Consider the following 23,821-nt stretch of genomic DNA (forward strand, 5'->3'; position numbering starts at 1 on the left):
AAAAAACAAAAATTATCGTCCTTTTTTGGCCGCAAATTTCATTTTATAATCCGGACGGGCTTTCCCCTCCATAATGTTTTGCAATTTCTTGGAGATTAAACGTTTTTTAAGCGAAGATATTCTGTCGGTAAACAAAATTCCTTCAATATGATCGTACTCGTGTTGTATTACTCTGGCAATCAAACCTTCATAAACTTCTGTGTGCTTGTTGAAATCTTCGTCGTAATACTCAATAGTGATTTGTTCATGACGAAACACATCCTCACGCACATCCGGAATACTCAAACAACCTTCGTTGAAACCCCACTCTTCACCTTCTTCCTTAAGGATTTTAGCATTGATGAAGGTTTTCTTGAACGTTCTTAATTGTTCTTCTTCCTCTTTGGACAAATCGTCGCTGTCGCTGAACGGCTCACAATCCACAATAAAAATACGGATAGCCAAGCCAACCTGAGGGGCTGCCAGTCCTACTCCATGTGCATTATACATGGTCTCATACATATTGGCAATCACTTCTTTAAGGTTTGGATAGTCTTTTGAAACCTCTTCTCCAACTTTGCGAAGTACCGGATCGCCGTATCCTATAATCGGTAAAATCATTTTCTGTTACTTAATTATGCCGCAAAAGTAATCAAAAAAGAAAGAAATAGACAGTATTTGACCCGTTTTGACTTTTTTTAAACACAATATGTGAAATGATTCTTAAATTTATAGTTGCTTTTCTTACAGGCTCCTACCTTTGCACTGACAACTATGCTTCAGAGAATAAAAAAATACGCCGATAACACTAATGCTGCAAACGCTGTAAAAGCAACGCTTTCATGCGTACTTCCGGTTATTACTTTATCGCAACTGGGTCATTTTCAAGAAGGTTTTGTAATTGCACTTGGCGCTTTGCTTACTTTCCCAAGTGATGTTCCGGGAAGTTTGAACCACAAGATTAAAGGCATCCTGATTGCCATTTTCCTGATCACGGGTACCAATCTTTTCTTGGGATTTATTCAGAATTACACCTTTATCGTTTATCCGGTTTTATTGTTTTTGGTGTTTTTTTTATCCATGATTTCCGTTTACGGACATAGGGCCAACATGATTTCATTCGTTGCATTGATTTCGGCAACATTGGTTTTCAGTCATTCTTATACAGGTGCCGAACTTTTGAAACATTGTGGCTACATCTTAATAGGCGGGTTATTTTATCTGTTTATCTCGCTCCTATTTTACTTTTTGAGACCGCATCGTTATATTGATTTGCAATTAGCCGATTGTTTACGACTTACTTCCAAATACTTAAAACTTCGTGGTGATTTATGGAATGCCGATGCAGATCGCGCCAAAATAACCGAAAAACAATTGGAACTTCAGGTAGAAATCAATACAATACACGAAAACATTCGGGAATATTTGATTCGAAATGCCATTAATTCCAACAACTCCAATCAAAACAGAAGAAAGCTCATTGTTTTTACCAATTTGGTGGATATTCTTGAAATTGCGTTATCCTTCGCCTTCAACCATGAAAACCTACACAAAAAGTTTGACAGCCATCCGAAAGTACTGAGAACATATCAAAATCTGGCCTATACGATCGCTTCCACCCTCAAAAAACTGTCGCAGAGTTTAGAAGCCGACACAGCATACATCCCTGATAATGTACTGTTCGATGCTTTGGAAAATCTTGAAAAAGTAATTCAGCAGTATCAGGAAGAAGTTGGTAAAAACCAGGCAGCCGAAGGCGTTTTAATGCTCAAAAACATGCAGCATTACGCCCAAAAACAAATTGAAAAAATAAAAGTGATCGAACAGGCGTTGACCGGTTCCATGAATCCCGAAATTTTAAAACGCAAAAACAAGGAAATCGAAAAATTCCTAACCCCTCAAAATTATCGCATCGGTACCCTTTTAGAAAACCTCAGTTTTTCATCTACCACTTTCAGGCATTCGTTACGTTTATCGATTACAATTTTGATTGGGTTCATTATAGGACAAGTGCTTCCATTTCAAAACGGGTACTGGATTTTACTAACCATAGTAGTGATTATGCGACCAGGCTACGGCCTTACCAAACAACGCTCTTTTGAACGCATCTACGGAACGCTTTTGGGTGGAGCCATTGCTTTTGGCATCTTGTATTTTACTCAGAATCATTACGTTTTGGGAACTTTATCGGTTATTGCTATGGTTTTTGGATATGCCTATTCACAAATAAATTACAAAATCGGGGCCACCTTTGTAACCGTGTATGTCATTTTCATTTTCGGAATGATTACACCAAATGTACTGGAAGTAATACAATACCGAGTGCTTGACACCCTTTTAGGCGCAGGACTGGCGTTCCTTGCCAATTATTTTTTATGGCCTTCGTGGGAATTCCTGAACCTTAACAAATATCTTGAAAAATCAATTCTTGCCAACAGAAATTATTTAAAGGAAATTACCGCGTATTACAATGAGAAAGGTGAAGTGACAACGACTTATAAATTAGCCCGCAAACAGGCTTTCATCGAAATCGGAAACCTGATGGCTTCTTTTCAGCGCATGAAACAGGAACCGAAATCCAAGCAGAAAAACATGGCACAGGTATATAAATTCGTAGTACTCAATCATACATTGCTTTCGTCGGCTGCTTCCTTGGGCACTTATGTACAATCTCATAAAACCACTAAAGCGTCGGAAGCCTTTAATATCGTGGCTAATTCTGTGATCCGAAATTTAAATTTAGTCATCCAATCCCTTAACAGCAAGCACAATGTATCGTTAACTGAAGACGAAAAAGAACGCTTGGATTTAAGCTTTACCGAACTGAAAAACATCCGCGCTCGTGAACTTAAAAACGATGGTTTGGAAGATGCCGATTTCCGTCAGAAAATGGAAGAAGCACAATTGGTTATCGACCAGCTGATTTGGTTGATTAATTTATCGGAGAACCTTTTAAAAGTATCCAAAACACTTACTGCCGAAAACTAAAAAAGCGCATTCGTTTCGGATGCGCTTTCATATTATTTACAAGTTGATTAAGCTGTCACTACATCGCGTAGTTTCAAAATCGTTCCGGTTTTGTATCGGATTTCATCGGCTAATTCCGGGTTTGCATTTAGTGATTGCCCGTAAGAAGGAATCATTTCTTTTAGTTTCGCCTGCCATTCTGGTGTGGCTAATTCTTCTTTGAAACAACGACCAAGCAAATCCAGCATAATAGAAACTGCCGTTGAAGCTCCCGGAGATGCTCCTAAAAGTACTGCTAACGAACCATCGGCACAGTTTACCACTTCCGTTCCGAATTCTAAAACTCCTTTTCCGTTTTTATCCTTTTTGATAACCTGAACACGTTGTCCGGCATTTTCCAACGTCCAGTCTTCCGGTTTCGCATCCGGTAAATATTCGCGTAAGGCTTTCATTCGGTCTTCTGAAGATTGAAAAACCTGTTCAATCAAATATTTGGTAAGCGGAATATTATTGATTCCAGCAGAAAGCATCGGTTTAATATTGTCTAATTGAATCGATTTCGCCAAATCGAAGTACGAACCATTCTTTAAAAATTTAGTTGAAAAACCTGCATAAGGTCCGAACAGCAACGCTTTTTTACCATCAATCATACGAGTATCGATATGTGGAACTGACATTGGTGGTGCGCCCACAGCTGCCTTTCCGTATACTTTAACCTGATGTTTGGCAATCAGTTCTTCATTGGTACATTTCAACCACTGACCACTTACCGGGAAACCTCCGTAACCTTCACCTTCCGGTATGTTTGCTTTTTCCAGCAACAACAATGAACCACCGCCGGCTCCAATGAAAACAAATTTAGTCTTTACTCTTTTTTTTCCACCGGTTTCCAAATCTTTCACGCGTACACGCCAAGTGCCGTCGTCGTATCTTCTAAGTTTCTTTACTTCATGATTGAAATGCAAACTAACGCCTTCCAAGGTTTCCAAATACTTGAAGATGTTTCGGGTTAAGGCTCCAAAATTCACATCGGTTCCGTATTTCATGGTAGTTGCAGCTACTTTTTTAGCGCCTTTTCGGCCTTCCATGATTAGTGGTGCCCATTCTTTAATGGTTTGCGGATCTTCGGAATATTCCATATCCTTAAACAAATGAAACTGCTGCATCGCGTCGTAACGCTTTTTAAGGTATTTGGTGTTTTTTTCACCCCAAACAAAACTCATATGAGGCACATGCTTGATAAAACTCTCCGGATTTTTAAGCAATCCTTTTTCCACCAAATACGACCAGAACTGACGGGAAACCTCGAAAGCTTCCACAATTTTTACGGCTTTGGAGGTATCAATGGAACCGTCTGCTTTTTCAGGGGTATAATTCAATTCGCAAAACGCGGCATGACCTGTTCCTGCATTGTTCCAGGCGTCGGAACTTTCTGCGGCAGCAACATCCAGACGCTCAAATATTTCGATTTTTAAATTAGGTTGTAGTTCTTTCAGAAGTAATCCTAAAGTAGCACTCATAATACCGGCGCCAATCAAAACTACATCTGCTTCTGATTTTTGTGTTGTTGTTGTCATTGCAATGGATTTCAATGCACAAATTTACGGCTTCCATTGCAAAAGTTATCTTAATTTTCAAGGCTTTACTCTCCAAAAATCATTTTTAAGGAATTAGAAACATTTTTTAAAACATTTTTCGGGATAGATAATCCTGAAGCATAATTGTTGCGGAAATTTCATCAATTAACGCTTTATTTTGACGTTGTTTCTTTTTAAGACCACTATCAATCATGGTTTGAAATGCCATTTTAGAAGTAAAACGTTCGTCAACCCGCTCTAAAATCATGTTGGGAAAACTAACTTTAAACTTTTCTACAAAGGCTTCAATAACAGCCGTACTTTCTGAAGGTTCTCCATTCATTTGTTTGGGTTCACCGATGAGTACTTTTTCCACTTTCTCCTTTTGAAAATAATCCGTTAAGAAAAGTAAAACGGTTTCAGACGGAATTGTGGTTAAACCGGAGGCTATAATTTGCAATTCGTCGGTTACGGCAATTCCGGTACGCTTTTGTCCATAATCTATGGCAAGGATTCTTGGCATTTCTTTTTTGAGTAAAATTAAGTTATTTTCGGATTTCTTTTTCGATAATTTGTAAAATCGTATATTTGGTTTTATTCTTATAATTTGAAACATTACCTTATTTTTCTGGCCGTCGGTGCAACAGACTACCTGAATGAAGCCTTGTTTTCATTACTTTCCTTCTGCAAAAACAATCCGGATACCGAAATAAAAACAATTATTTACACGGATACGCCTGATTTTTTCAGAAGCAAAACACCTCAAAATGCCATTGTAAGAAATATTTCCCCTTCAGAATTAAGCAATTGGAAAGGTCCTGATAATTTTATCAACAGGGTTAAAATCAAAGTACTTCAAGATGCTGTTCAACACTATTCCGGAAGTTTTTTATTTGTGGACAGTGATACGGTTTTCAGAAAAAACATTTCCGAAATTTTCATAGAAATAGACAAAGGCGAATTGTTTTTTGACAAATGCGAAGGTTTACTGGAAGGCAAAAAAGGCGGAATTGCAAAAAAAACACGAAAAGTGCTCCAAAAGCAAAACAGTTTTGAACTCAGCACTACAGAAAAAGCAGTGTTTGAGAAATCTTTCGTAGTTTGGAATTCTGGCGTAATCGGCTTAAACTCGTCACATGCAACAATTTTAAAAGCCGCTGAAGAACTTACCGATCAACTTTATGCATTGGAAAAACTTTTTGTTATGGAACAGTTGGCGCTGAGTTATTTATTTCAAAAATCCGGCAGACCGAAATCGACTGAAAAGCATATTCATCATTATTGGTATTTTAAAGAATTTCGAAGTGTTTTAAAGGATTTCTTCAATGTTTATCATTTAAAAAAATTTGAAGAATTAGTCCCGAAAACTACTGCGATTGAACCAGAAACCTTAGCAATTCCAAAATTAGAATACAAAAAAATGTCTTTTTTTCAAAAAACTACACAAAAAATTTTAAAAGGTTATAAATGGAAAATCCCCAAATATCAGCTTGGGTAAATTAGTTCATCCGGATGACAATAAGTATATTTGCTGCTAAATAATTCAACATGGAAGCACTACAAAATATTATAGAACAGGCATGGGAAAACCGTGCATTATTACAAGAAGAGAATACAACAAAAGCCATCAGAGAAGTAATTGAACTGTTAGATTCTGGAAAACTAAGAGTGGCTGAACCCATTGAAGGCGGCTGGCAGGTTAACGAATGGGTGAAAAAAGCCGTAGTAATGTACTTCCCAATTCAAAAAATGGAAACATTGGAAGTGGGAATTTTCGAATACCACGACAAAATGCCTTTAAAACGCAATTATGCCGAAAAAGGAATTCGCGTGGTTCCAAATGCGGTAGCACGTCATGGTGCATATATTTCAAGCGGAGTTATTTTGATGCCGAGTTATGTAAATATCGGTGCATATGTAGATGAAGGAACCATGGTCGATACTTGGGCAACGGTTGGAAGCTGTGCCCAGATTGGTAAAAACGTACACTTGAGTGGTGGTGTTGGAATTGGCGGGGTTTTAGAACCGTTACAAGCTGCTCCGGTTATTATTGAAGACGGTGCTTTTATTGGTTCCCGTTGTATTGTTGTGGAAGGTGTTCGCGTGGAAACGGAAGCGGTTTTAGGCGCTAATGTTTGTTTAACAGCTTCTACTAAAATCATTGATGTTACGGGTGATGAACCTGTAGAAATGAAAGGAATCGTTCCGGCACGTTCGGTAGTGATTCCGGGAAGTTATACCAAAAAATTTGCTGCTGGGGAATATCAGGTGCCTTGTGCACTCATTATCGGGAAACGTAAACCTTCAACAGATTTGAAAACGTCTTTGAACAATGCGTTGAGAGAATACGATGTAGCGGTGTAATAAGCCACAGTATTTAGATACAAAAAACTCCAAATGTAATTATTTGGAGTTTTTCATTTTATTTACGTTTCAGTTTGCGTTTCAACCATTTCTTTTTGGTAATTTTCCGCTTGAAATCCAGTGTTTTTTCTAAAAGGATTTTATGAAGTTTTTCTTCCGGCTGACCACTTAATTCGGCATATTTCTTCGCGATTACTTTCACCATCGTTTTGGAAAGCCACATTTTCTTGAAATTATCCATTCGAGCTTCAACGGAAAGGTTTTCAAACTTCATTCGGTTCAAATCGATCAGATAAAAATCATATCGCCCTGCATCTCTTTTAATTATCAAGGTATTGCCTGGTGAATGGTCTAAGAAATTCACATTTGCCTGATGCATCTTGAAGGTAAATGCTGCAAATTGTTCTAAAATACTATTTCGATCGGGAAACAAAGGATCGTGAATTAACTCACGAATGGTAAAATCGTAATCAATCTGCTGACTCACATAATAACTATCTCCTAACAATCCTAAACCGCTGCGTTCTTCCATATAAGCAATCGGAAACGGTGTTGGAATGTTATGCTTTAAAAGATAATTCGCATAATTAAACGAACGCTTGGCTTTGGTACTTCTGAAAAACGAATAAATAACGGATTTTAACGCACCCGGCCTCTTAAAGTATTTGATATTTACCTTTTCCTCACCCAAAACATTGGATTTAATAGTGTTTCGGGAACCTTTTACAATAAGATTACCTTCACTGAAAAAAGCGTTAACCAATTGAAGCAAAGCCTTTTCACTTTCTTTGTATTTTGGATGGGTGATAATTCGCACAGCGTTGAATAATATTTTGGTTTAAAAGTATAAAAAATAGTACTTTGCACCAAGAATTAGTTGTATGAAGAAGATTTTAATCATCCAGAACAAACGCATAGGCGATGTTTTAATCAGTTCCGTGATTGCTAACAATTTCAAGGCAAAATACCCGGACAGTGAAGTACATTTCCTAGCTTATGATTTCACACACGGGGTAATCATAAACAATCCGAATATTGATAAAATCATCTCCATCAACGATAAAGAACTGAAAAAACTCCCAGTATTACTAAAACTGATTCGTCAGATCCGAAAGGAAAAATACGACATCATCTTCGATCCGTATTCCAAAACGCAAAGCCGGTTAATCTGTAAATTTTCGGGAGCTAAACAAACTATCGGACACAAAAGCCGTAAGAAGTTTGGCAATTGGGGGTATTACACTCATCCGGTGGAAATCTCAAAAGAGAAAACTAAAAACTGCGGAAAAGCCATCGAAGACCGTATTCATCTTCTCAACCAAGCCGGTAATTTCGATCCGGTTAATTATGAACCGAAAATCTTTTTATCCGAAGCGGAAAAAAAAGAAAACTGGCTAGGCAAATACGCTACTAAAAAAGTAATTGTTCTTGGTGTTTTGGGAAGCACACCGCAAAAATCCATGCCTTACGAATATGTGGCGCAAATGTGTGATTTCATTGCAGAACATTATGATGTAAACCTACTTTTCAATTATGCTCCGCACCAGAAAGAGGAAGCGATGAAAATCTACGAAATGTGTAAAAAGAAGGAAAACATCATTCTGGACATTTATGCACCAAGTATCCGCGATTTCATCAAACTAATGCACCAATGTGATGCTTTAGTAGCTAACGAAGGCGGGACAGTGCATATTGCCAAAGCCTTAAACAAGCCAACGTTTACCATTTTCTCACCGTATGTAAACAAAGATCATTGGGCCAGTTTTGAGGACGGAAAATTTCACCATTCTGTTCATTTACTGGAGATGAAACCGGATTTATTTGACAGTTTCACTTTCGAAGAACGCAAAAAAATCGAAGCCAATCCGGACGAACTTTACAAACAACTCACGCCGGAATTGATTGTTCCTGAATTGGATAAATTTCTTAAAAACAATTTATAACTACCTAAAAAAAAACCGCAGATTCGCAGTTTATTATATTTTTTTAATCTGAGAATCTGCGGTCGATGTATTTTAAGACTTTTTAAGGGACTAGTTTTTCACAATCCCGAAATCGGTCCACTTTTTCTTTAGCTCCTTGGTTTCCTTTCGGATGTTTTTATTCTTATTGATGGATTCCGGTGTAGCATAACCTCTTGGATGATCTAAATGCAGGCAAACCGTGCTGTAACGAATCTGTTTGGGCTTAATACCAAAATTCACCAATCGCTCGCCTAATTCGCGGTCTTGACCTCCATACTGCATGCGCTCGTCAAATCCGTTGATCGCCATAATATCTTTCTTCCAGCCCGAAGCATTGTGTCCGTTCCAACTTGGTGTTGTGGGAGTCAGCAAATTAAGAAACCAACTCTTCAAGCCTACAGCATCAACTTTATTGTTCTTGAAAGAAGTTTTCATTCCGTTTTTTTTCAACCAATCGATTTCAAAACATTTACCGGAATAAATATCTTCTTCCGTAATACTTTTCGATAAATCCATCGGAAGTTTGTGATAACCTCCGGACAAAAAGTAACCTTCTTCACGAAACTTAATATGTTGTTCCACAAAATCCGGGCGTGGAATACAATCACCATCGGACATCATGATATAGTCTGTGGTACAGGCCAAAATCGCTTTATTCAGAATTTGTGATTTCTGAAAACCGTTATCTTCATGCCATACATGAATTATAGGATAGAATACTTCTTTTTTCATCTGTTCGATCAAATCAAAAGTATCCTGACGGGAGCCGTCATCGGCAATTACCATTTCGAAGTTGCGGTAGGTTTGCGCATTATATCCCCAAATCACTTTTTTAAGCCATTCGGGTGAATTATACGTACTGATAACAACAGAAATATTCTTTTGCATAATGCTGCAAAGGTAACCTAATTTTGTTAAATTTGTTTTCACTAAAACGAAATAATGAGTACGCTTTCCGTAATTATCCCTACTTACAACGAAATAGATTATATCGAAGATGCTGTTAAATCTGTAGATTTTGCCAACGAGATTATCGTAATTGATTCGTTCAGTAATGATGGTACTTATGAAAAAGCACAAGCCTTAGGCTGTAAGGTTCTTCAACGGAAATTCGACAATTTTTCCAGTCAGAAAAACCACGCCATAGCTTCGGCAAAGGGTGATTGGGTGTTATTTTTGGATGCGGATGAACGCGTTACTCAAAAACTGAAATTTGAAATTTTAACGACTATTAAAAAAGCCGAACATTCGGGGTATAAAATTTGTTTTCCGCATTTTTACATGAATCGTTTTTTGTATCATAAAGTGGATCGCGTACTTCGTCTGGTAAAAAACAACAGCATTCGTTTTACGGGAGATGTTCATGAGAAACTTCATGTGGAAGGTTCTGTAGGACAACTGAAAAATTTCATGATTCATTACACGTACAAAGGGCTTTTTCATCTTTTACAGAAAAAAGATTCCTACGCTTGGTTTCAGGCCAATACTGCTGTAAAAAAAGGAAAAAAAGTAACTTATTTTCATTTGTTTTTCAAACCATTCTACCGTTTCTTTTCTTCTTACATTTTGAAACGGGGCTTTATGGATGGGGTACCTGGTTTGGCATTGGCAAGTGTAAATGCATACGGTGTCTTTTCGCGCTATGCCAAAATGTTACTGATTCAGAAGGGTTTAAAATAGTTTCAGCTTCCCGAAACGAAGTTTTATCCGGAATCGCAACAGGTTATCTTCACCTTTAATATCAATGCGCTTGATTTCGTAAGGATCTTTAAACGGAAATTTGTTTACCGCATTGCCGATTCGCAAGCCCATTTGTATTCCATTTCTTTTTAAAACTTCCTGAAACTGTGATTTAGCCGGTTCTTTTTTCGGATAATTACCGTAAGGATACGCTACAGACTGATGCATGCTTAAACCATTTTCACGAATCTGTTCGAAACATTGTTGGAAGTCCTGATTAATTTCGGTTTCCGATAAAGCAGCATATTTACGATGTGCAAAAGAATGATAACCCAATTCAATATTCGGAGGAAGGCTTTTTAAATCATCATAAGACATAATTGTTTCCTCACCGTTATTCCATTGATCGGTTTTTCCCACGTAGGCAAAAGGAATAAAAAAAGTAGCCTTTAAATTGTATTTCTGCAACAATGCTACTGCAAACTGCTGATTTACCGTTACATCATCAAAAGTAATTACTACACTTTTCTTTGGAAGTTCCGTTTTATGCTCCAACTCCTGCAAATGAAATGTTACATACTTGTTTTCTGAAAGGTAGCGGAAATGACGTTCCAAAAGATGCTCGGAAATGGTTAATCCTCCTGCACTCTGATTACCTTCAGCCACATTGTGATACATTAAAATCGGTAAACGTTCCATTTCAATAATTTATAGTAGTAAATATCGGTAAAATTATTATTTTTGTCCGTATACCTATCAATAGAAGCCAAAATAATTTGAAACCGAAAATTACTGCATTAGCAATTACCCTAAACGAAGAAGAGAACGTAAAACAGTATGTTGAAAGTTTGTCTTTTGCAGATGAAATTATTTTTGTGGATTCTTTCAGCACAGACAAAACGGTTGAAATTGCAGAAAGCCTAGGCGTTAAGGTATTACAGCGTGCTTTTGACAATTTTTCCAACCAACGAAATTTCGCCATTTCTCAGGCAAAAAACGATTGGATTGTATTTTTCGATTTAGACGAAATTGTTACCCCAAAACTGGAAGGGGAAATTATTTCCGTAACCAGTTCCGAAACGGACTGCGTGGCTTTTTACGTAAAACGAAACTTTCATTTTTTAGGCAAGCACATTAAATACGGAGGATGGCAATCTGACAAAGCCATTAGGGTTTTTAATAAAAAACATTGCCATTATAACGGCTTAGTACACGAAAGGGTTACTGCCATAGGGAAAGTTGGATACCTGAAGGAACGTGTAAATCATTACAGCTACCGAAATTTCGACAATTATAACAACAAACTGAACCTGTACAGTAAACTCCAAGCGGAAACGCTGTATCTTAAAAACAAAAGGCCAAACGCCTATCATTTTTTCTTCCGTCCTAAGTACCGGTTTTTGTGGCAATACATTTATCGATTGGGATTCCTTGACGGAAAAGAAGGCTTTATCTTAGCCTATGTTCACGCTTTTTCAGTTTTTAAACGTTATCTGCAATTGTGGATGATGTACCGTAAAATCGAGTAATTTACTGTTTTAAATACTTATCAACGCCGTTTTCAACCCAAACAACTTTATTTTTGATGGTTTGATGCTGCATTTCGTCATTCTTTTCGAAATTGGCTCTCGAATTGATTTTGTGATGAATATGATAAACAATACCGGCATAACGCAATCTTTTGGCAAAAACGCCTTTATTGCCCATTCGGATGACTAAGTCGGAGTCTTCACGTCCCCAGCCTTCATAATCTTCGTTGTAGCCATTAACATCGATAAAATCCTGCTTCCAGAACGACACATTGCAACCACGAAATTTATCCGAATAGTTACGATGTACTTTATAAAGTTTCGCCATAAATGGAATGTGCAACGAACGGGATTTATTTTTAATCTCTTTTGAGAAATAATTAAACGAGACAAGTTTCTTTTCTAAAACTGACGTAACCGCTTCAGGAAGAATATTCACCCTGGCACCATATAAATACACATTTTTCTCCATCGCTTCCAGATGATCCTTCACGAAGTTTTTATGCATGATACAATCACCATCTACCTGAATAATATAATTTGATTCGGAACCGGCTACCGCCTGATTTAAAATTCTGGATTTTCTAAAACCTTTATCTTCCTGCCAGAAGTGCTTTATATTTAATTGCTTATTCTCTTTAAAGGTGGCTATCAGCTGTTTTGTTTCCTGGGTAGAACCATCGTCGGCAATTAAGATTTCATGCGGCAAAACGGTTTGATTTTCCACGCTTTTCAGGACTAGACCCAAGGCTTTAGGCCAATTGTATGTTGAAATTAAAAGTGCCGCTTTCATCGTTTAAAAATAAGGTTCGAAATGGTTTTTGGTCTTTTTGAACAAATGCTTGAACCACTGTCCAAAGTTTCTAAAGAACAACTTATGAGCCGGTATTTTCAGATTGGCATCGTTGGAAACAATTCTTTTCAGTTCCTCAAGATTTGTAGTCGGAAAATAGCCTAATTCCGGCCAGGTTTCCGGATCTAAATAAAAAACATCTCTTATTTCTTTATAGTTGTCTTTGTTTGCCTTTTGCCATTTTTCCAAAAAAGTAGTATTGATTTCGTGGCTGTGTCCCCAGTTAACCAATTTCATTTTTAATTCTTCCTCCGTTCTGGCCAAACCTTCGTGTAAAACATATGTGGGCAGGTAAACGATTCTGGATTTTGTATTTTTTGCGTATTTAAAATTCGGATAGTTGGTAGCCAACAAAAACTTTGAGGGTTGATTCACATACAACAATCCTTCTTCCAGATATTTGTAAACATTGATGTGAAAACCGGCAAACTGAATCGGATGACTCTTTGGATTGGTCAAATAACTGTCAAACTTTCTCAATTTCTGTACAAAACCTTCAAAATCAATAATAATTTCATCAGAATCAACCTGAACAATCCAATTCCCCAATCCCATTTTCATTCCCAGCATGTGGCGTTCACGGGTATCGTTCTGAATAGCGTTCAATTCGGGAACATAAAAATTATCGCGGTAAATTTGAATTTTATTATCAACATCGATACTTTTCAGCCATTCAAAAAAAGAATCGTTAATCTCGAATTTATTCCCTTTCCAGGTACGCTGCTGTTCGTCCAACGCTAAAAAAATAGCATCCGCTGCTTTATAAACCGGCGGAATTGACTTTTTTAAAAGTTCATAATCATAAGACAACAGAAATCCTACATGAATTTTCTTCATACTATTTTTTCATTTTAGGCACAAACAACAAAAGCAGTGACATGAATCCTTTTAACAGCTTCCAGGGCATTCCGAATTGCTGTAAATGTAAAAACTGGCTTACCCTTTTGGAGGTAACCGTATTCAATCGTTTATAATCTTCCGTAAAAAGCGTGAAATACTTTTGAAGCACCTGTTCTCTTTCAATTCGGGCATATTCCTCATACTTACCGGTAGAAGACATTCCTGTAAAATCGTATTGACAAATAGTGACATTCAAATACTTATACGGAACATTTTCCTTACAGATGGTGTAGATAAAAAATTCCCAATCCGAGGCGATTTTGAAATTTTCCGTATAATAAAAATAAGTATCAAATAACGATTTACGAATAAACGTTGACTGATGGTTTAACGTACTGGTATAAAAAAACGAAAAATCAAGTCGTTCCGGATACGTTTTCAGCCTTTTGGAACCGTTTTCCTTCACTTTATAATTGTTTCCGTAACAAATATCGTAATCGGAGGTTAACTGTGGTGCGACCACTTCCAAAACCTTAGCATCCTCAAAAACATCACCCGCATTCATAAAGATTACAAACTCACTGTTGGAAGCTTTTATTCCTTTATTTTGAGCGTTGTAAACTCCTGAATCTTTTTCACTTACCCAATAATGAATATTGGATGCATATTGTGCAATTACTTCCTTGCTGCCATCATTACTGCCACCGTCTATTACCAGGAATTCATAATCGGTAAACGTTTGGCCTATAACGCTTTTAATGGTTTTCTCTAAACCGGTTTTATCATTATAATTAATGGTTATAATGGCTATTTTAGGCATGCTGAAGGAATTTATCTTTGTAAACTTTTTCGATACCGTCTCTAAACTCAATACTGTATTTCCAGCCTAAACCCGTTAGTTTGCTAACATCCATTAATTTTCTCGGGGTACCGTCCGGCTTGGTGATATCAAACACTATTTCTCCTGCAAAACCTACTATTTCTTTAACTAAAAAAGCAAGGTCTTTAATAGATATTTCCGTACCTGTACCAATGTTTACAAAACCCTTTTCATCGTAAGTCTGCATTAGGTAAACGCAGGCATCGGCCATATCGGAAGCGTGCAAAAACTCTCGTAACGGTGTTCCCGTTCCCCAAACTTCCACCTGATGTACGCCGTTGACTTTAGCCTCATGAAATTTACGCAACAAAGCCGGCAGGACATGGGAATTCTGCAAATCGTAATTATCATTAAACCCATAAAGGTTCGTTGGCATTACCGATATAAAATTACAGCCATATTGGTCTCTGTAAGCATCACACATTTTAATCCCTGCGATTTTGGCTATGGCATAAGGCTCATTGGTTTCTTCTAAAAGACCTGTTAACAAATAATCTTCTTTTAACGGTTGCGGTGCCAATTTCGGATAAATACAGGAAGATCCTAAAAACATCAGTTTCGTAACGCCGTTTACATAACTTTGATGAATGACGTTATTCTGAATCATCATGTTTTCGTAGATAAAATCGGCTCTGTATGTATTATTAGCTACGATTCCGCCAACTTTTGCTGCAGCTAAAAAAACATATTCCGGCTTTTCAGAGGCGAAGAAATCGGCTACTGCTTTTTGATCGGTTAAGTTTAATTCCGAAGACGTGCGGGTTATGATATTGGTAAACCCTTTGCTTTGCAAATTGGCCACAATAGCACTACCTACCATCCCGCGATGTCCTGCAACAAATATTTTAGACTGTAATTCCATTACCTGTTTTCCTTGTAAAATTTCTCTTTTTTGAAAAGAGCCACATCTGCTTCCATCATTTCTTTCACTAACATTTCCAAAGTATATTTAGGTGTCCAACCCAATTTGGTTTTTGCTTTGGTATTGTCACCGATTAACAAATCTACTTCAGTCGGACGGAAATAGGTCGGATCGATTTTAATCACTTCCTGGCCTATTTTAAAAGCATATTCAGGATTTGAAGAAGAAACAACTACACCAACTTCATCAACACCTTCGCCTTTGAATTCCAATTCAACCCCTACTTCTCTGAATGCCATTCTAATGAAATCACGAACTCGTGTTGTAACGCCTGTAGAAATAACGAAATCTTCTGCTGTATCTTGTTGCAAAATCAACCACATCGCTTCAACATAGTCTTTGGCATGACCCCAGTCGCGTTGTGCATCGATATTACCCATATACAAAACATCCTGCATTCCCATAGCCATTTGTGCGATACCTCTGGTAATTTTACGGGTTACGAATGTTTCACCACGCAAAGGACTTTCGTGATTAAACAAAATCCCGTTACATGCAAAAATATCATAGGCTTCACGGTAGTTTACGGTAATCCAATACGCATACATTTTTGCTACGGCATAAGGAGAACGCGGATAAAATGGTGTGGTTTCTTTTTGAGGAACTTCCTGCACCAAACCGTAAAGTTCGGAAGTGGATGCCTGATAAATTTTAGTTTTCTTGGTTAAGCCCAACAAACGTACCGCTTCTAAAATACGAAGGGTTCCGATTCCATCTGCATTAGCCGTATATTCCGGTGTATCGAAACTCACTTTTACGTGGCTCATCGCTCCCAAATTGTAGATTTCATCCGGTTGGGTTTCCTGAATGATTCGTATTAAATTGGTTGAATCACTCAAATCACCATAATGTAATCTGAAGTGTTGATTCTGAATATGCGGATCTTCATAAATGTGATCAATTCTTTGGGTATTGAACAAAGAACTTCTACGCTTTATACCGTGAACCATATAGCCTTTCGACAATAATAATTCTGCCAAATAGGCTCCGTCTTGTCCTGTTATCCCTGTAATTAATGCTACTTTCATATTCTGTTTGCTTATATAAGGTTTTTCAATTCTTCTTCTATTAATAAATCTAAAACATCTGAAACGGATAAATTGTAATCCCAATTCAGCGTTGATTTTGCTTTGGTATTATTTCCGTAGATATCTTCAATGTCTGCCGGTCGGTATAATTCATCACTGATTTTACAGGCCGATTTGTCTATATTCAGTTTTTCAAAAACATAATAAACAATATCTCTCAAGGATACTGATTTACCCGAACAAATCAGATAATCTGACGGCTCGTTTTTTTGCAGCATAAGATACATGGCTTCCACATATTTGGGTGCATAACCGAAATCTCTTTTAACATCCAGATTTCCTACATACATAAATTCCTGTTCTCCTCTGCTTATTTTTATACTCTCTCTTATAACTTTTTTTACAAAAAAATGCTCTTGCCTTAAATACGATTCATGATTAAACAATACACCGCAACTAATGTGCAAACCGTAACTTTCCCTGTAATGAATACAGGTAAAATGTGCCGCAGCTTTGGAAATAGCATACGGACTTAATGGATGCAACACACTGTTTTCTGTAATTGGCAAGTTATTAACTTTTCCGTACATTTCACTGCTGCTGGCCTGATAAAACTTAACGCCCGGATGTTTTTTCTTAATGGTTTCCAACAAGTTAAAAACACTGATCGTATTAAACTGAAACGTTTGTATCGGCTCTTTAAAAGAAATATAAACAGAACTCTGAGCTGCAAGATTATAAAACTCATCTGGAAGAAACAAAATAAAAAGATTTTCTACCTGAGTGATATCCAGCAAATCGGTAACATGGAATTCTATTTTGTCTTTTATCCCTAAATATACCAACCCTTTCAGTTTATCAACATCAGTATTCCCTCTTAAAAGGCCGATTACCCGATAACCTTTATCAAGCAGCAATTTTGCCAGATAAGCACCATCTTGCCCGGAAATTCCCGAAATCACCGCGGTTTTACCCATTGCTTATTGCTTTTTTATAAACACTTAGGCAATTTTCAGCCGTAGTGTTCCAATTAAATTTTGCTGCCTGGGCAATTCCTTTTTCAGCATAAACCTTTCTCAGATTCGCATCTTTTAAAAGATTTTCTATTTTATCTTTCAAATCGTTGGTATCATTCAATTCAAAGTATACACCCGCATCACCCGCTACTTCCGGAAACGAACTGTGATGTGCCAATACAATCGGACAGCCACAAGCCATCGATTCTAAAACCGGAATACCAAATCCCTCATACTCAGACGGAAAAACAAAACACTGGGCATTTTTGTAATACGACACCAGTTCGTTATCTTCAAAATTACGCTGAATAAGCTGATTTTCAACACCTAACTCCTCTATTAATTTTTTATCGTTCTTTGAGAACTTATTTCCTCCGGCACAAACTACAAAAAGATCTTTATCCTTTTTCAGTAGAGGAGAAACAGCTTCCATAAAAAAATTGAAGTTCTTATAACCACTTCTATTTCCTACGAACAACACATATTTTTTAGGAAGTTCAATATCCGCATTGGTGTTGGTATCAATACTGTGTGACAAGTAAACGACATCAATTTTTGAACTGTCAATATGCGGATAAATTTCAAGAATATCCCGTTTGGTGCTTTCGGAAATAGCAATAATCCTTGTGGCTTTTTCCATAAGGAGTTTTTTGTAATCGGCAGTTTCACGATCTCTACCGAAATATTGCGGCAGTTTTTCATGAATCATGTCATAAACCGTCAGTACAAAAGGTTTGTTTCCGATTGCCTCCAAAAAATACGGATTGAAATAGGTCGGCACAAAAAGATCAAAATCCTGTTTTTTCAACAAGTTCAATGTCTCCCTTTGGTTGGTTTTTCTGTAGTATTTTAAAATTTTTTTATTGATAAATTTTGGTAAAAAACCCGAAGTAATAAAAGCCGCAAAAGCGTTATGGAACAATCCTGCTTCCTTCAAATGCAGGTTATCTGAGAATACAATCGGACAATCCATATCTACATTCATATCTCTTAAATATGCCAGATACAGTTCCGTGTAATATCTTGAAATCCCCCCAAATTTCTGTTCGTTAAAGGTTTGAGGGTCTAAAATTATTTTTATCAATTTTTTGTAGTATTATAGTGTAAGATTACGCGATTTTACGATACAAATTTAATTATTTATTTGATTTATCTCCAGAGAATCTGTTTTGAAAAGCTAAAGTCACAAGAGTTCGTATATTTTAACTACTTTTGAAAAAGAAAACTTAATCGCGTTTTTTTATGAATTGTAAAATATGTAATAACCCGTCCGAAAAGATATTCGACAAAATTGTACTCCAAAAATACCCTTCCAATTATTACAAATGTACCGCATGCAACTTTGTTCAAACTGACGAACCCATCTGGTTAAATGAAGCCTACAGCAGCGCCATTACAGACTTAGACATTGGTTTATTGGATCGAAATAACATTCTGAAAAATGAAGTCAAAAACATTATAGACACTTATTTCCCTGAATCCAAAGTCTATTTGGATTATGCGGGAGGTTATGGTGTTTTTGTACGAATAATGCGCGATATCGGTTATGATTTTTATCGTCAGGACACCTATTGCGAAAACATTTTTGCCACACACTTTGACATTACCGATACTGATATTAAAAAATTTGACATCGTAACTGGTTTTGAAGTTTTAGAACATCTAAACAACCCTATTCAGGAAATCGGGGAAATGCTGAACTATGCAGACACCGCCATTTTCTCAACCGAAATATTACCGGAAAATAACAACCAGATTGAAAACTGGTGGTACATTACACAGGAAACCGGGCAACATATTGCTTTTTATTCTAAAGAAGCGATGGAAGTTTTAGCTAAAAGATTTAATAAAAATTATTATCGCAGAAACGGTAACATTCATATTTTCACGAATAAAAAACTATCGAACTTTAAAACCAAATCATCGAAAAGCTTCTTATCGAAAATATTTGAAAAGAAAGTACGACGTGAATCGCTTACCGGTAAAGATTATCAGTACATTAAAAATTTACTGAATAAAAAATAAATTCTGAAAAGCGATTACCGCACTGAATGGAAGTAAAACGCAAATAAACTTTAATACCATTCATTTTTTTAATGAATATTACCATCATAAATAACGGAAACCCCATCCCCAGTATCCACTATGGCGGAACGGAAAGAGTCATTTGGGGATTGGGTTATGAACTTCATAAATTGGGTCATAAAGTAACTTTTATTGTCCCGAAAGGTTCCTACTGCGATTTTGCGGATGTGGTTTTTCTGGAAGACAACACCCCGATCAACACCCTAATTCCAAAAGATACGGATATCGTTCATTTCAATGGTTTTTATGACGAAACCTGTGCCTTCCCATTTGTGTACACCTTACACGGTAACAATCCCGAAGGCTCCGTTGCGGAACCTTTTACTATTTTCATTTCCAAAAACCAGGCGTTACGAAACCAGGGGAAAACTTTTATTTATAACGGTTTATTATGGGATGATTACCCAAAAGTAGATTTAACCAAAAAAAGAGACTATTATCACTTTTTAGGAAAAGCAAGCTGGAAAGTAAAAAATCTGCAAGGAGCATGTGAAATTGCCGTAAAATCCAACAACAAACTCATGGTTATGGGCGGCGAGAAATGGACTTGGGCCAATCTGAAAAGAAAACCTCAGTTTACGCTTCATCCTAATATAAAATACTTTAAGCAGGTAAATAACACACAGAAAATGGCCATTATGGAACACTCCAAAGGACTTATTTTCCCTGTAAAATGGCACGAACCTTTCGGACTGGCCATTATTGAAAGCATGTATGCCGGTTGCCCGGTTTTCGGCTCTACATTGGGTTCTTTACCGGAATTGGTTTTACCTGAAGTTGGCTTCTTGAGTAACAACATTGATGAAATTTCGGCTAAAATAAACACCTTTGATTTTTCTCCGAAGCGGTGTCATGAATATGCGTTAGAAAATTTCAATTCCAAAAAAATGGCTGAAAACTATCTGGAAGCTTATACCCGAATTTTAGACGGTGAATCTTTAAATTAAAAATCATGCAAGACATCAACACAGAAGTACATAACGCTTTCGAGGTTATTAAAAACGGTGGTATTATTCTTTATCCTACGGATACGGTTTGGGGAATCGGTTGCGATGCTACTAATCCGGAAGCCGTTAAAAAAATCTATGCTTTAAAACAACGCGAAGAAACCAAAAGCATGATTGTACTGATGAATTCCGACCGCATGATGTATAACGTTTTCAAAGACATTCCGGAAGTAGCCTGGCAGATTCTCGACTTATCCGAAAAACCAACTACTTTAATCCTTGACAACCCACGAAATGTAGCCGAAAATGTGATTGCAGAAGACAAAACCTTGGGTGTTCGACTGGTTAACGAAGCTTTTTGTTTTAAGTTGATGGAACGCATGAAAAAACCATTGGTTTCCACTTCGGCGAATATTTCCGGCCAGCCTACGCCAAAATCCTTTAAAGAAATCAGTCCTGAAATTTTAAAAGGTGTGGACTATGTGGTAAATTTGCACCAAGATAAAATTTGCGACAAACCTTCCACGATTATCAAATTAACATCCGATAGTCAAGTGAAAATTATTAGAAAGTAGTTTTACTTCATCAGTTCGCTACGCTCAGGACAGTCGCAGTCACAGTTTATCAGTTTACAGTTTGGCCTAACAGCTTTAAACTCTGAACATTTAAACTTTAAACTTCAGCATGAATTACAAAGAAGCATTACAAGATAAAATATTCAAAATCATTGCACAAGCGGCTAAAGAACTTAACGTTGACAGTTATGTTATCGGCGGTTTTGTACGCGATTTGATTTTACAACGCGACCATAAAAAAGATATCGATATTGTTGCGGTGGGCAGCGGTATCGAACTCGCTTTAAAAGTATCTGAATTACTGCCAAACAAACCAAAGGTTCAGGTTTTTAAAACCTACGGAACGGCGATGTTGCGCTATAACGACATGGACATCGAGTTTGTAGGTGCCCGAAAAGAAAGCTATCATTTTGACAGTCGCAATCCTGTGGTGGAAAACGGTACTTTGGAAGACGATCAGAACCGACGCGATTTCACCATCAATGCTTTGGCGCTTTCGCTGAATGAAACCACATTCGGAGATTTAGTAGATCCTTTCAACGGATTGCAGGATATGGAAAACAAAATCATCCGAACGCCTTTAAATCCGGATATTACTTATTCGGATGATCCTTTGCGTATGATGCGCGCGATTCGTTTTGCATCACAACTGCATTTTGAAATCGAAGCGGAATCGTTGGAAGCTATTTCCCGAAACAAAGAACGCATTAACATTATTACCGGCGAACGTATTGTTGACGAATTAAATAAAATTTTAATGTCGGAACAACCATCCGTTGGCTTTTTATTACTGTACAAAACCGGTTTATTAGACATTATCCTTCCCGAATTGACCGCGTTAAACAATGTGGAAGAAGTAGAAGGTCACACCCATAAAAACAATTTCTATCATACGTTAGAAGTAGTTGATAATATTTGTCCGAATACCGATGACGTTTGGCTACGCTGGTCGGCCTTGTTGCACGACATCGGAAAAGCGCCTACCAAAAAATACAACAAAAAACAAGGCTGGACCTTTCACGGCCATGAGTTTTTAGGCGGAAAAATGGCGAAGAAAATCTTCATGCGTTTGCACATGCCGTTAAATCAAAAACTGAAATTTGTTCAGAAAATGGTGATGATGAGTTCCCGTCCGATTGTTCTGGCACAGGATATTGTTACCGATTCGGCGGTACGTCGTTTGGTTTTTGATGCCGGGGAAGATGTGGAAAGCCTGATGACCTTGTGCGAAGCCGATATCACCACCAAAAACCCGAAAAAATTTCAGAAATACCATAACAATTTCAAAATCGTTCGCGAGAAAATTGTGGAAGTGGAAGAGCGCGACAAAGTTCGTGTGTTTCAACCGCCTATCACCGGAGAAGAAATCATGGAGCTTTTCAACTTAAAACCTTCACGGGAAATCGGGGTTTTAAAGGAAGCTGTAAAAGAAGCCATTCTGGAAGGCGAAATTCCGAATGAATACCAAGCTGCGTACGATTTTGTTTTGATGAAAGCTGAAAAAATGGGGTTGAAAAAAGCAACCTAACATTTATCATATTCTTTTGAAAGAAAACCCATGACATTTGTACCCATAACGAAGAAACCATATCATCATGAACTTTAATAAAATTGCCAAAACCGCTTTAGTTTTAGTTTATTTCGTAATCATTGCCGGCGCGCTGGTTCGTATGACGGGTTCCGGAATGGGTTGTCCGGACTGGCCAAAATGCTTCGGCTATTACATTCCTCCAACTGATGTTAAAGAGTTGACTTGGAGCGAGAATCACGAATTCAAGAAAGGACAGGTAATCATTAAAGACGAAGGTTTATGGGTTGCCAAAGAAACTTTTACCACTGGAAGCGAATTTGACGCTTCACATTGGGAGAAATATACCAAACATGATTATGCTGTTTTCAATCCAACGCATACTTGGGTGGAATACATTAACCGTTTGTTTGGCGCATTGGCAGGAATGGCTTGTTTTGCCATGGCTATTGCTTCCTTCAAACAATGGAAAAAAGATAAAAAAATCACGTTGTTTTCCTGGCTGGTGGTTTTCATGATGGGTTTTCAGGCATGGTTAGGTGCGACTGTGGTATACAGCGTTTTAAATCCGGTAAAAATTACGATTCACATGGTAATGGCACTGGTGATTGTTGCGGTGATTTTATACATTATTCGTTTGGCAAAACCGGTTACTTCAGATAAAATTTTTAATCCGATGTTCCGCAATATCCTTTGGATTTCGTTACTTTTTACGTTGATTCAAGTAGTTTTAGGAACCCAGGTGCGTCAGTTTGTAGACGAACAAGTAAAATCCGGCATCGGCAATGAAACCCTTTGGCTACGCCAACCGGAATTGAGTTTCTACTTTCACCGCACGTTTTCGTTTATCGTTTTATTTGCCAATTTCTTTTTATATCTGAGAAACAAGCGCTTGAATTTAGGTTTCAATAAAATCAATTGGGTAATGTTGTTGTTGTTTGCCGAAGTACTTTCTGGTGTTGCGATGTACTACATGCATTTTCCTTTTGGTAGTCAGACAATACATTTGGTCTTAGCTTCGTTATTATTCGGAGTACAATTTTATATGATTCTGGAAGCAAAACAAGTAAACAAAAACACATTGTAA

General features: G+C 37.3%; 24 protein-coding genes. 11 read left to right on the top strand and 13 right to left on the bottom strand.

Annotation, left to right across the window (positions count from 1 at the left end):
* Positions 1 to 12: 12 nt before the first annotated feature.
* Complete coding sequence (gene def, locus ABGT15_RS07050; RefSeq protein ID WP_367230729.1) at positions 13 to 600, bottom strand: peptide deformylase; 588 nt, start codon at positions 598 to 600, stop codon at positions 13 to 15.
* A gap of 153 nt (positions 601 to 753) precedes the next feature.
* Between def and ABGT15_RS07055 the strand changes: the two genes are divergently transcribed.
* A complete protein-coding gene (locus ABGT15_RS07055) occupies positions 754 to 2,967 on the top strand; it encodes an FUSC family protein (protein WP_367230730.1) in 2,214 nt (737 codons plus the stop codon).
* Between the two features lie 47 nt (positions 2,968 to 3,014).
* Here ABGT15_RS07055 and ABGT15_RS07060 read toward each other — a convergent pair whose 3' ends face one another.
* Together ABGT15_RS07060 and ruvX are read right to left on the bottom strand one after the other, a co-directional pair.
* Positions 3,015 to 4,523: a malate:quinone oxidoreductase gene (locus ABGT15_RS07060; protein WP_367230731.1), complete on the bottom strand. Its 1,509-nt coding sequence runs from the start codon at positions 4,521 to 4,523 to the stop codon at positions 3,015 to 3,017.
* A 106-nt stretch (positions 4,524 to 4,629) separates the two neighbouring features.
* On the bottom strand, positions 4,630 to 5,046 hold the full coding sequence (ruvX, locus tag ABGT15_RS07065; RefSeq protein WP_367230732.1) for a Holliday junction resolvase RuvX: 417 nt from the start codon (positions 5,044 to 5,046) through the stop codon (positions 4,630 to 4,632).
* Between the two features lie 84 nt (positions 5,047 to 5,130).
* Between ruvX and ABGT15_RS07070 the strand changes: the two genes are divergently transcribed.
* Together ABGT15_RS07070 and ABGT15_RS07075 are read left to right on the top strand one after the other, a co-directional pair.
* Positions 5,131 to 6,021: a hypothetical protein gene (locus ABGT15_RS07070; protein WP_367230733.1), complete on the top strand. Its 891-nt coding sequence runs from the start codon at positions 5,131 to 5,133 to the stop codon at positions 6,019 to 6,021.
* Between the two features lie 50 nt (positions 6,022 to 6,071).
* Positions 6,072 to 6,887: a 2,3,4,5-tetrahydropyridine-2,6-dicarboxylate N-succinyltransferase gene (locus ABGT15_RS07075; RefSeq protein ID WP_367230734.1), complete on the top strand. Its 816-nt coding sequence runs from the start codon at positions 6,072 to 6,074 to the stop codon at positions 6,885 to 6,887.
* Positions 6,888 to 6,945: 58 nt separating this feature from the next.
* Here the strand turns inward: ABGT15_RS07075 and ABGT15_RS07080 are convergent, their stop codons facing one another.
* Positions 6,946 to 7,704, bottom strand: coding sequence for a lipopolysaccharide kinase InaA family protein (locus ABGT15_RS07080; RefSeq protein ID WP_367230735.1), 759 nt, complete (start codon positions 7,702 to 7,704; stop codon positions 6,946 to 6,948).
* A gap of 64 nt (positions 7,705 to 7,768) precedes the next feature.
* Between ABGT15_RS07080 and ABGT15_RS07085 the strand changes: the two genes are divergently transcribed.
* Entirely contained in the window at positions 7,769 to 8,830 is a 1,062-nt protein-coding gene (locus ABGT15_RS07085) for a glycosyltransferase family 9 protein (protein WP_367230736.1), read from the top strand.
* Positions 8,831 to 8,920: 90 nt separating this feature from the next.
* Here the strand turns inward: ABGT15_RS07085 and ABGT15_RS07090 are convergent, their stop codons facing one another.
* Positions 8,921 to 9,739, bottom strand: coding sequence for a glycosyltransferase family 2 protein (locus ABGT15_RS07090; protein ID WP_367230737.1), 819 nt, complete (start codon positions 9,737 to 9,739; stop codon positions 8,921 to 8,923).
* A 54-nt stretch (positions 9,740 to 9,793) separates the two neighbouring features.
* On the opposite strand from ABGT15_RS07090, the gene ABGT15_RS07095 reads away from it, so the two are divergent.
* Entirely contained in the window at positions 9,794 to 10,531 is a 738-nt protein-coding gene (locus ABGT15_RS07095) for a glycosyltransferase family 2 protein (RefSeq protein ID WP_367230738.1), read from the top strand.
* On the opposite strand, the gene ABGT15_RS07100 is transcribed toward ABGT15_RS07095, so the two are convergent.
* Positions 10,523 to 11,230: a polysaccharide deacetylase family protein gene (locus tag ABGT15_RS07100; protein WP_367230739.1), complete on the bottom strand. Its 708-nt coding sequence runs from the start codon at positions 11,228 to 11,230 to the stop codon at positions 10,523 to 10,525. The two genes, ABGT15_RS07095 and ABGT15_RS07100, sit on opposite strands and share 9 nt — an antisense overlap.
* A gap of 77 nt (positions 11,231 to 11,307) precedes the next feature.
* Here ABGT15_RS07100 and ABGT15_RS07105 point away from each other — a divergent pair, with 77 nt between their 5' ends.
* Positions 11,308 to 12,060, top strand: coding sequence for a glycosyltransferase family 2 protein (locus ABGT15_RS07105; RefSeq protein WP_367230740.1), 753 nt, complete (start codon positions 11,308 to 11,310; stop codon positions 12,058 to 12,060).
* A 1-nt stretch (position 12,061) separates the two neighbouring features.
* Here the strand turns inward: ABGT15_RS07105 and ABGT15_RS07110 are convergent, their stop codons facing one another.
* Genes ABGT15_RS07110 through ABGT15_RS07140 form a run of 7 tightly spaced genes read right to left on the bottom strand, consistent with a single transcriptional unit; the run spans position 12,062 to position 18,683 of the window.
* Positions 12,062 to 12,853, bottom strand: a complete 792-nt coding sequence (locus tag ABGT15_RS07110; RefSeq protein ID WP_367230741.1) for a glycosyltransferase family 2 protein — start codon at positions 12,851 to 12,853, stop codon at positions 12,062 to 12,064.
* Between the two features lie 3 nt (positions 12,854 to 12,856).
* A complete protein-coding gene (locus tag ABGT15_RS07115; protein ID WP_367230742.1) occupies positions 12,857 to 13,750 on the bottom strand; it encodes a hypothetical protein in 894 nt (297 codons plus the stop codon).
* 1 nt (position 13,751) lies between these two features.
* Positions 13,752 to 14,573, bottom strand: coding sequence for a glycosyltransferase family 2 protein (locus ABGT15_RS07120; protein WP_367230743.1), 822 nt, complete (start codon positions 14,571 to 14,573; stop codon positions 13,752 to 13,754).
* Positions 14,566 to 15,495 (bottom strand): GDP-L-fucose synthase, encoded by a 930-nt coding sequence (gene fcl / locus ABGT15_RS07125; protein WP_367230744.1) that lies wholly within the window; start codon positions 15,493 to 15,495, stop codon positions 14,566 to 14,568. Before fcl ends, ABGT15_RS07120 begins: the two co-directional genes overlap by 8 nt.
* Positions 15,495 to 16,583 (bottom strand): GDP-mannose 4,6-dehydratase, encoded by a 1,089-nt coding sequence (gene gmd, locus ABGT15_RS07130; protein WP_367230745.1) that lies wholly within the window; start codon positions 16,581 to 16,583, stop codon positions 15,495 to 15,497. The genes fcl and gmd overlap by 1 nt, the downstream gene beginning before the upstream one ends.
* 11 nt (positions 16,584 to 16,594) lie before the next feature.
* On the bottom strand, positions 16,595 to 17,560 hold the full coding sequence (locus ABGT15_RS07135; RefSeq protein WP_367230746.1) for a GDP-mannose 4,6-dehydratase: 966 nt from the start codon (positions 17,558 to 17,560) through the stop codon (positions 16,595 to 16,597).
* Positions 17,553 to 18,683 (bottom strand): glycosyltransferase family 4 protein, encoded by a 1,131-nt coding sequence (locus ABGT15_RS07140; protein WP_367230747.1) that lies wholly within the window; start codon positions 18,681 to 18,683, stop codon positions 17,553 to 17,555. Before ABGT15_RS07140 ends, ABGT15_RS07135 begins: the two co-directional genes overlap by 8 nt.
* A 158-nt stretch (positions 18,684 to 18,841) precedes the next feature.
* Between ABGT15_RS07140 and ABGT15_RS07145 the strand changes: the two genes are divergently transcribed.
* From ABGT15_RS07145 to ABGT15_RS07165, 5 genes are all read left to right on the top strand, one after another.
* Positions 18,842 to 19,624, top strand: coding sequence for a class I SAM-dependent methyltransferase (locus tag ABGT15_RS07145; RefSeq protein WP_367230748.1), 783 nt, complete (start codon positions 18,842 to 18,844; stop codon positions 19,622 to 19,624).
* A 71-nt stretch (positions 19,625 to 19,695) separates the two neighbouring features.
* Positions 19,696 to 20,631 (top strand): glycosyltransferase, encoded by a 936-nt coding sequence (locus tag ABGT15_RS07150; RefSeq protein WP_367230749.1) that lies wholly within the window; start codon positions 19,696 to 19,698, stop codon positions 20,629 to 20,631.
* A 5-nt stretch (positions 20,632 to 20,636) separates the two neighbouring features.
* A complete protein-coding gene (locus tag ABGT15_RS07155; protein ID WP_367230750.1) occupies positions 20,637 to 21,206 on the top strand; it encodes an L-threonylcarbamoyladenylate synthase in 570 nt (189 codons plus the stop codon).
* Positions 21,207 to 21,315: 109 nt separating this feature from the next.
* Complete coding sequence (locus tag ABGT15_RS07160; RefSeq protein ID WP_367230751.1) at positions 21,316 to 22,734, top strand: CCA tRNA nucleotidyltransferase; 1,419 nt, start codon at positions 21,316 to 21,318, stop codon at positions 22,732 to 22,734.
* A gap of 67 nt (positions 22,735 to 22,801) precedes the next feature.
* Entirely contained in the window at positions 22,802 to 23,821 is a 1,020-nt protein-coding gene (locus tag ABGT15_RS07165) for a COX15/CtaA family protein (protein ID WP_367230752.1), read from the top strand.

The organism is Flavobacterium enshiense (genome assembly GCF_040750275.1).
In the GTDB taxonomy this organism is placed as follows: domain Bacteria; phylum Bacteroidota; class Bacteroidia; order Flavobacteriales; family Flavobacteriaceae; genus Flavobacterium; species Flavobacterium enshiense_B.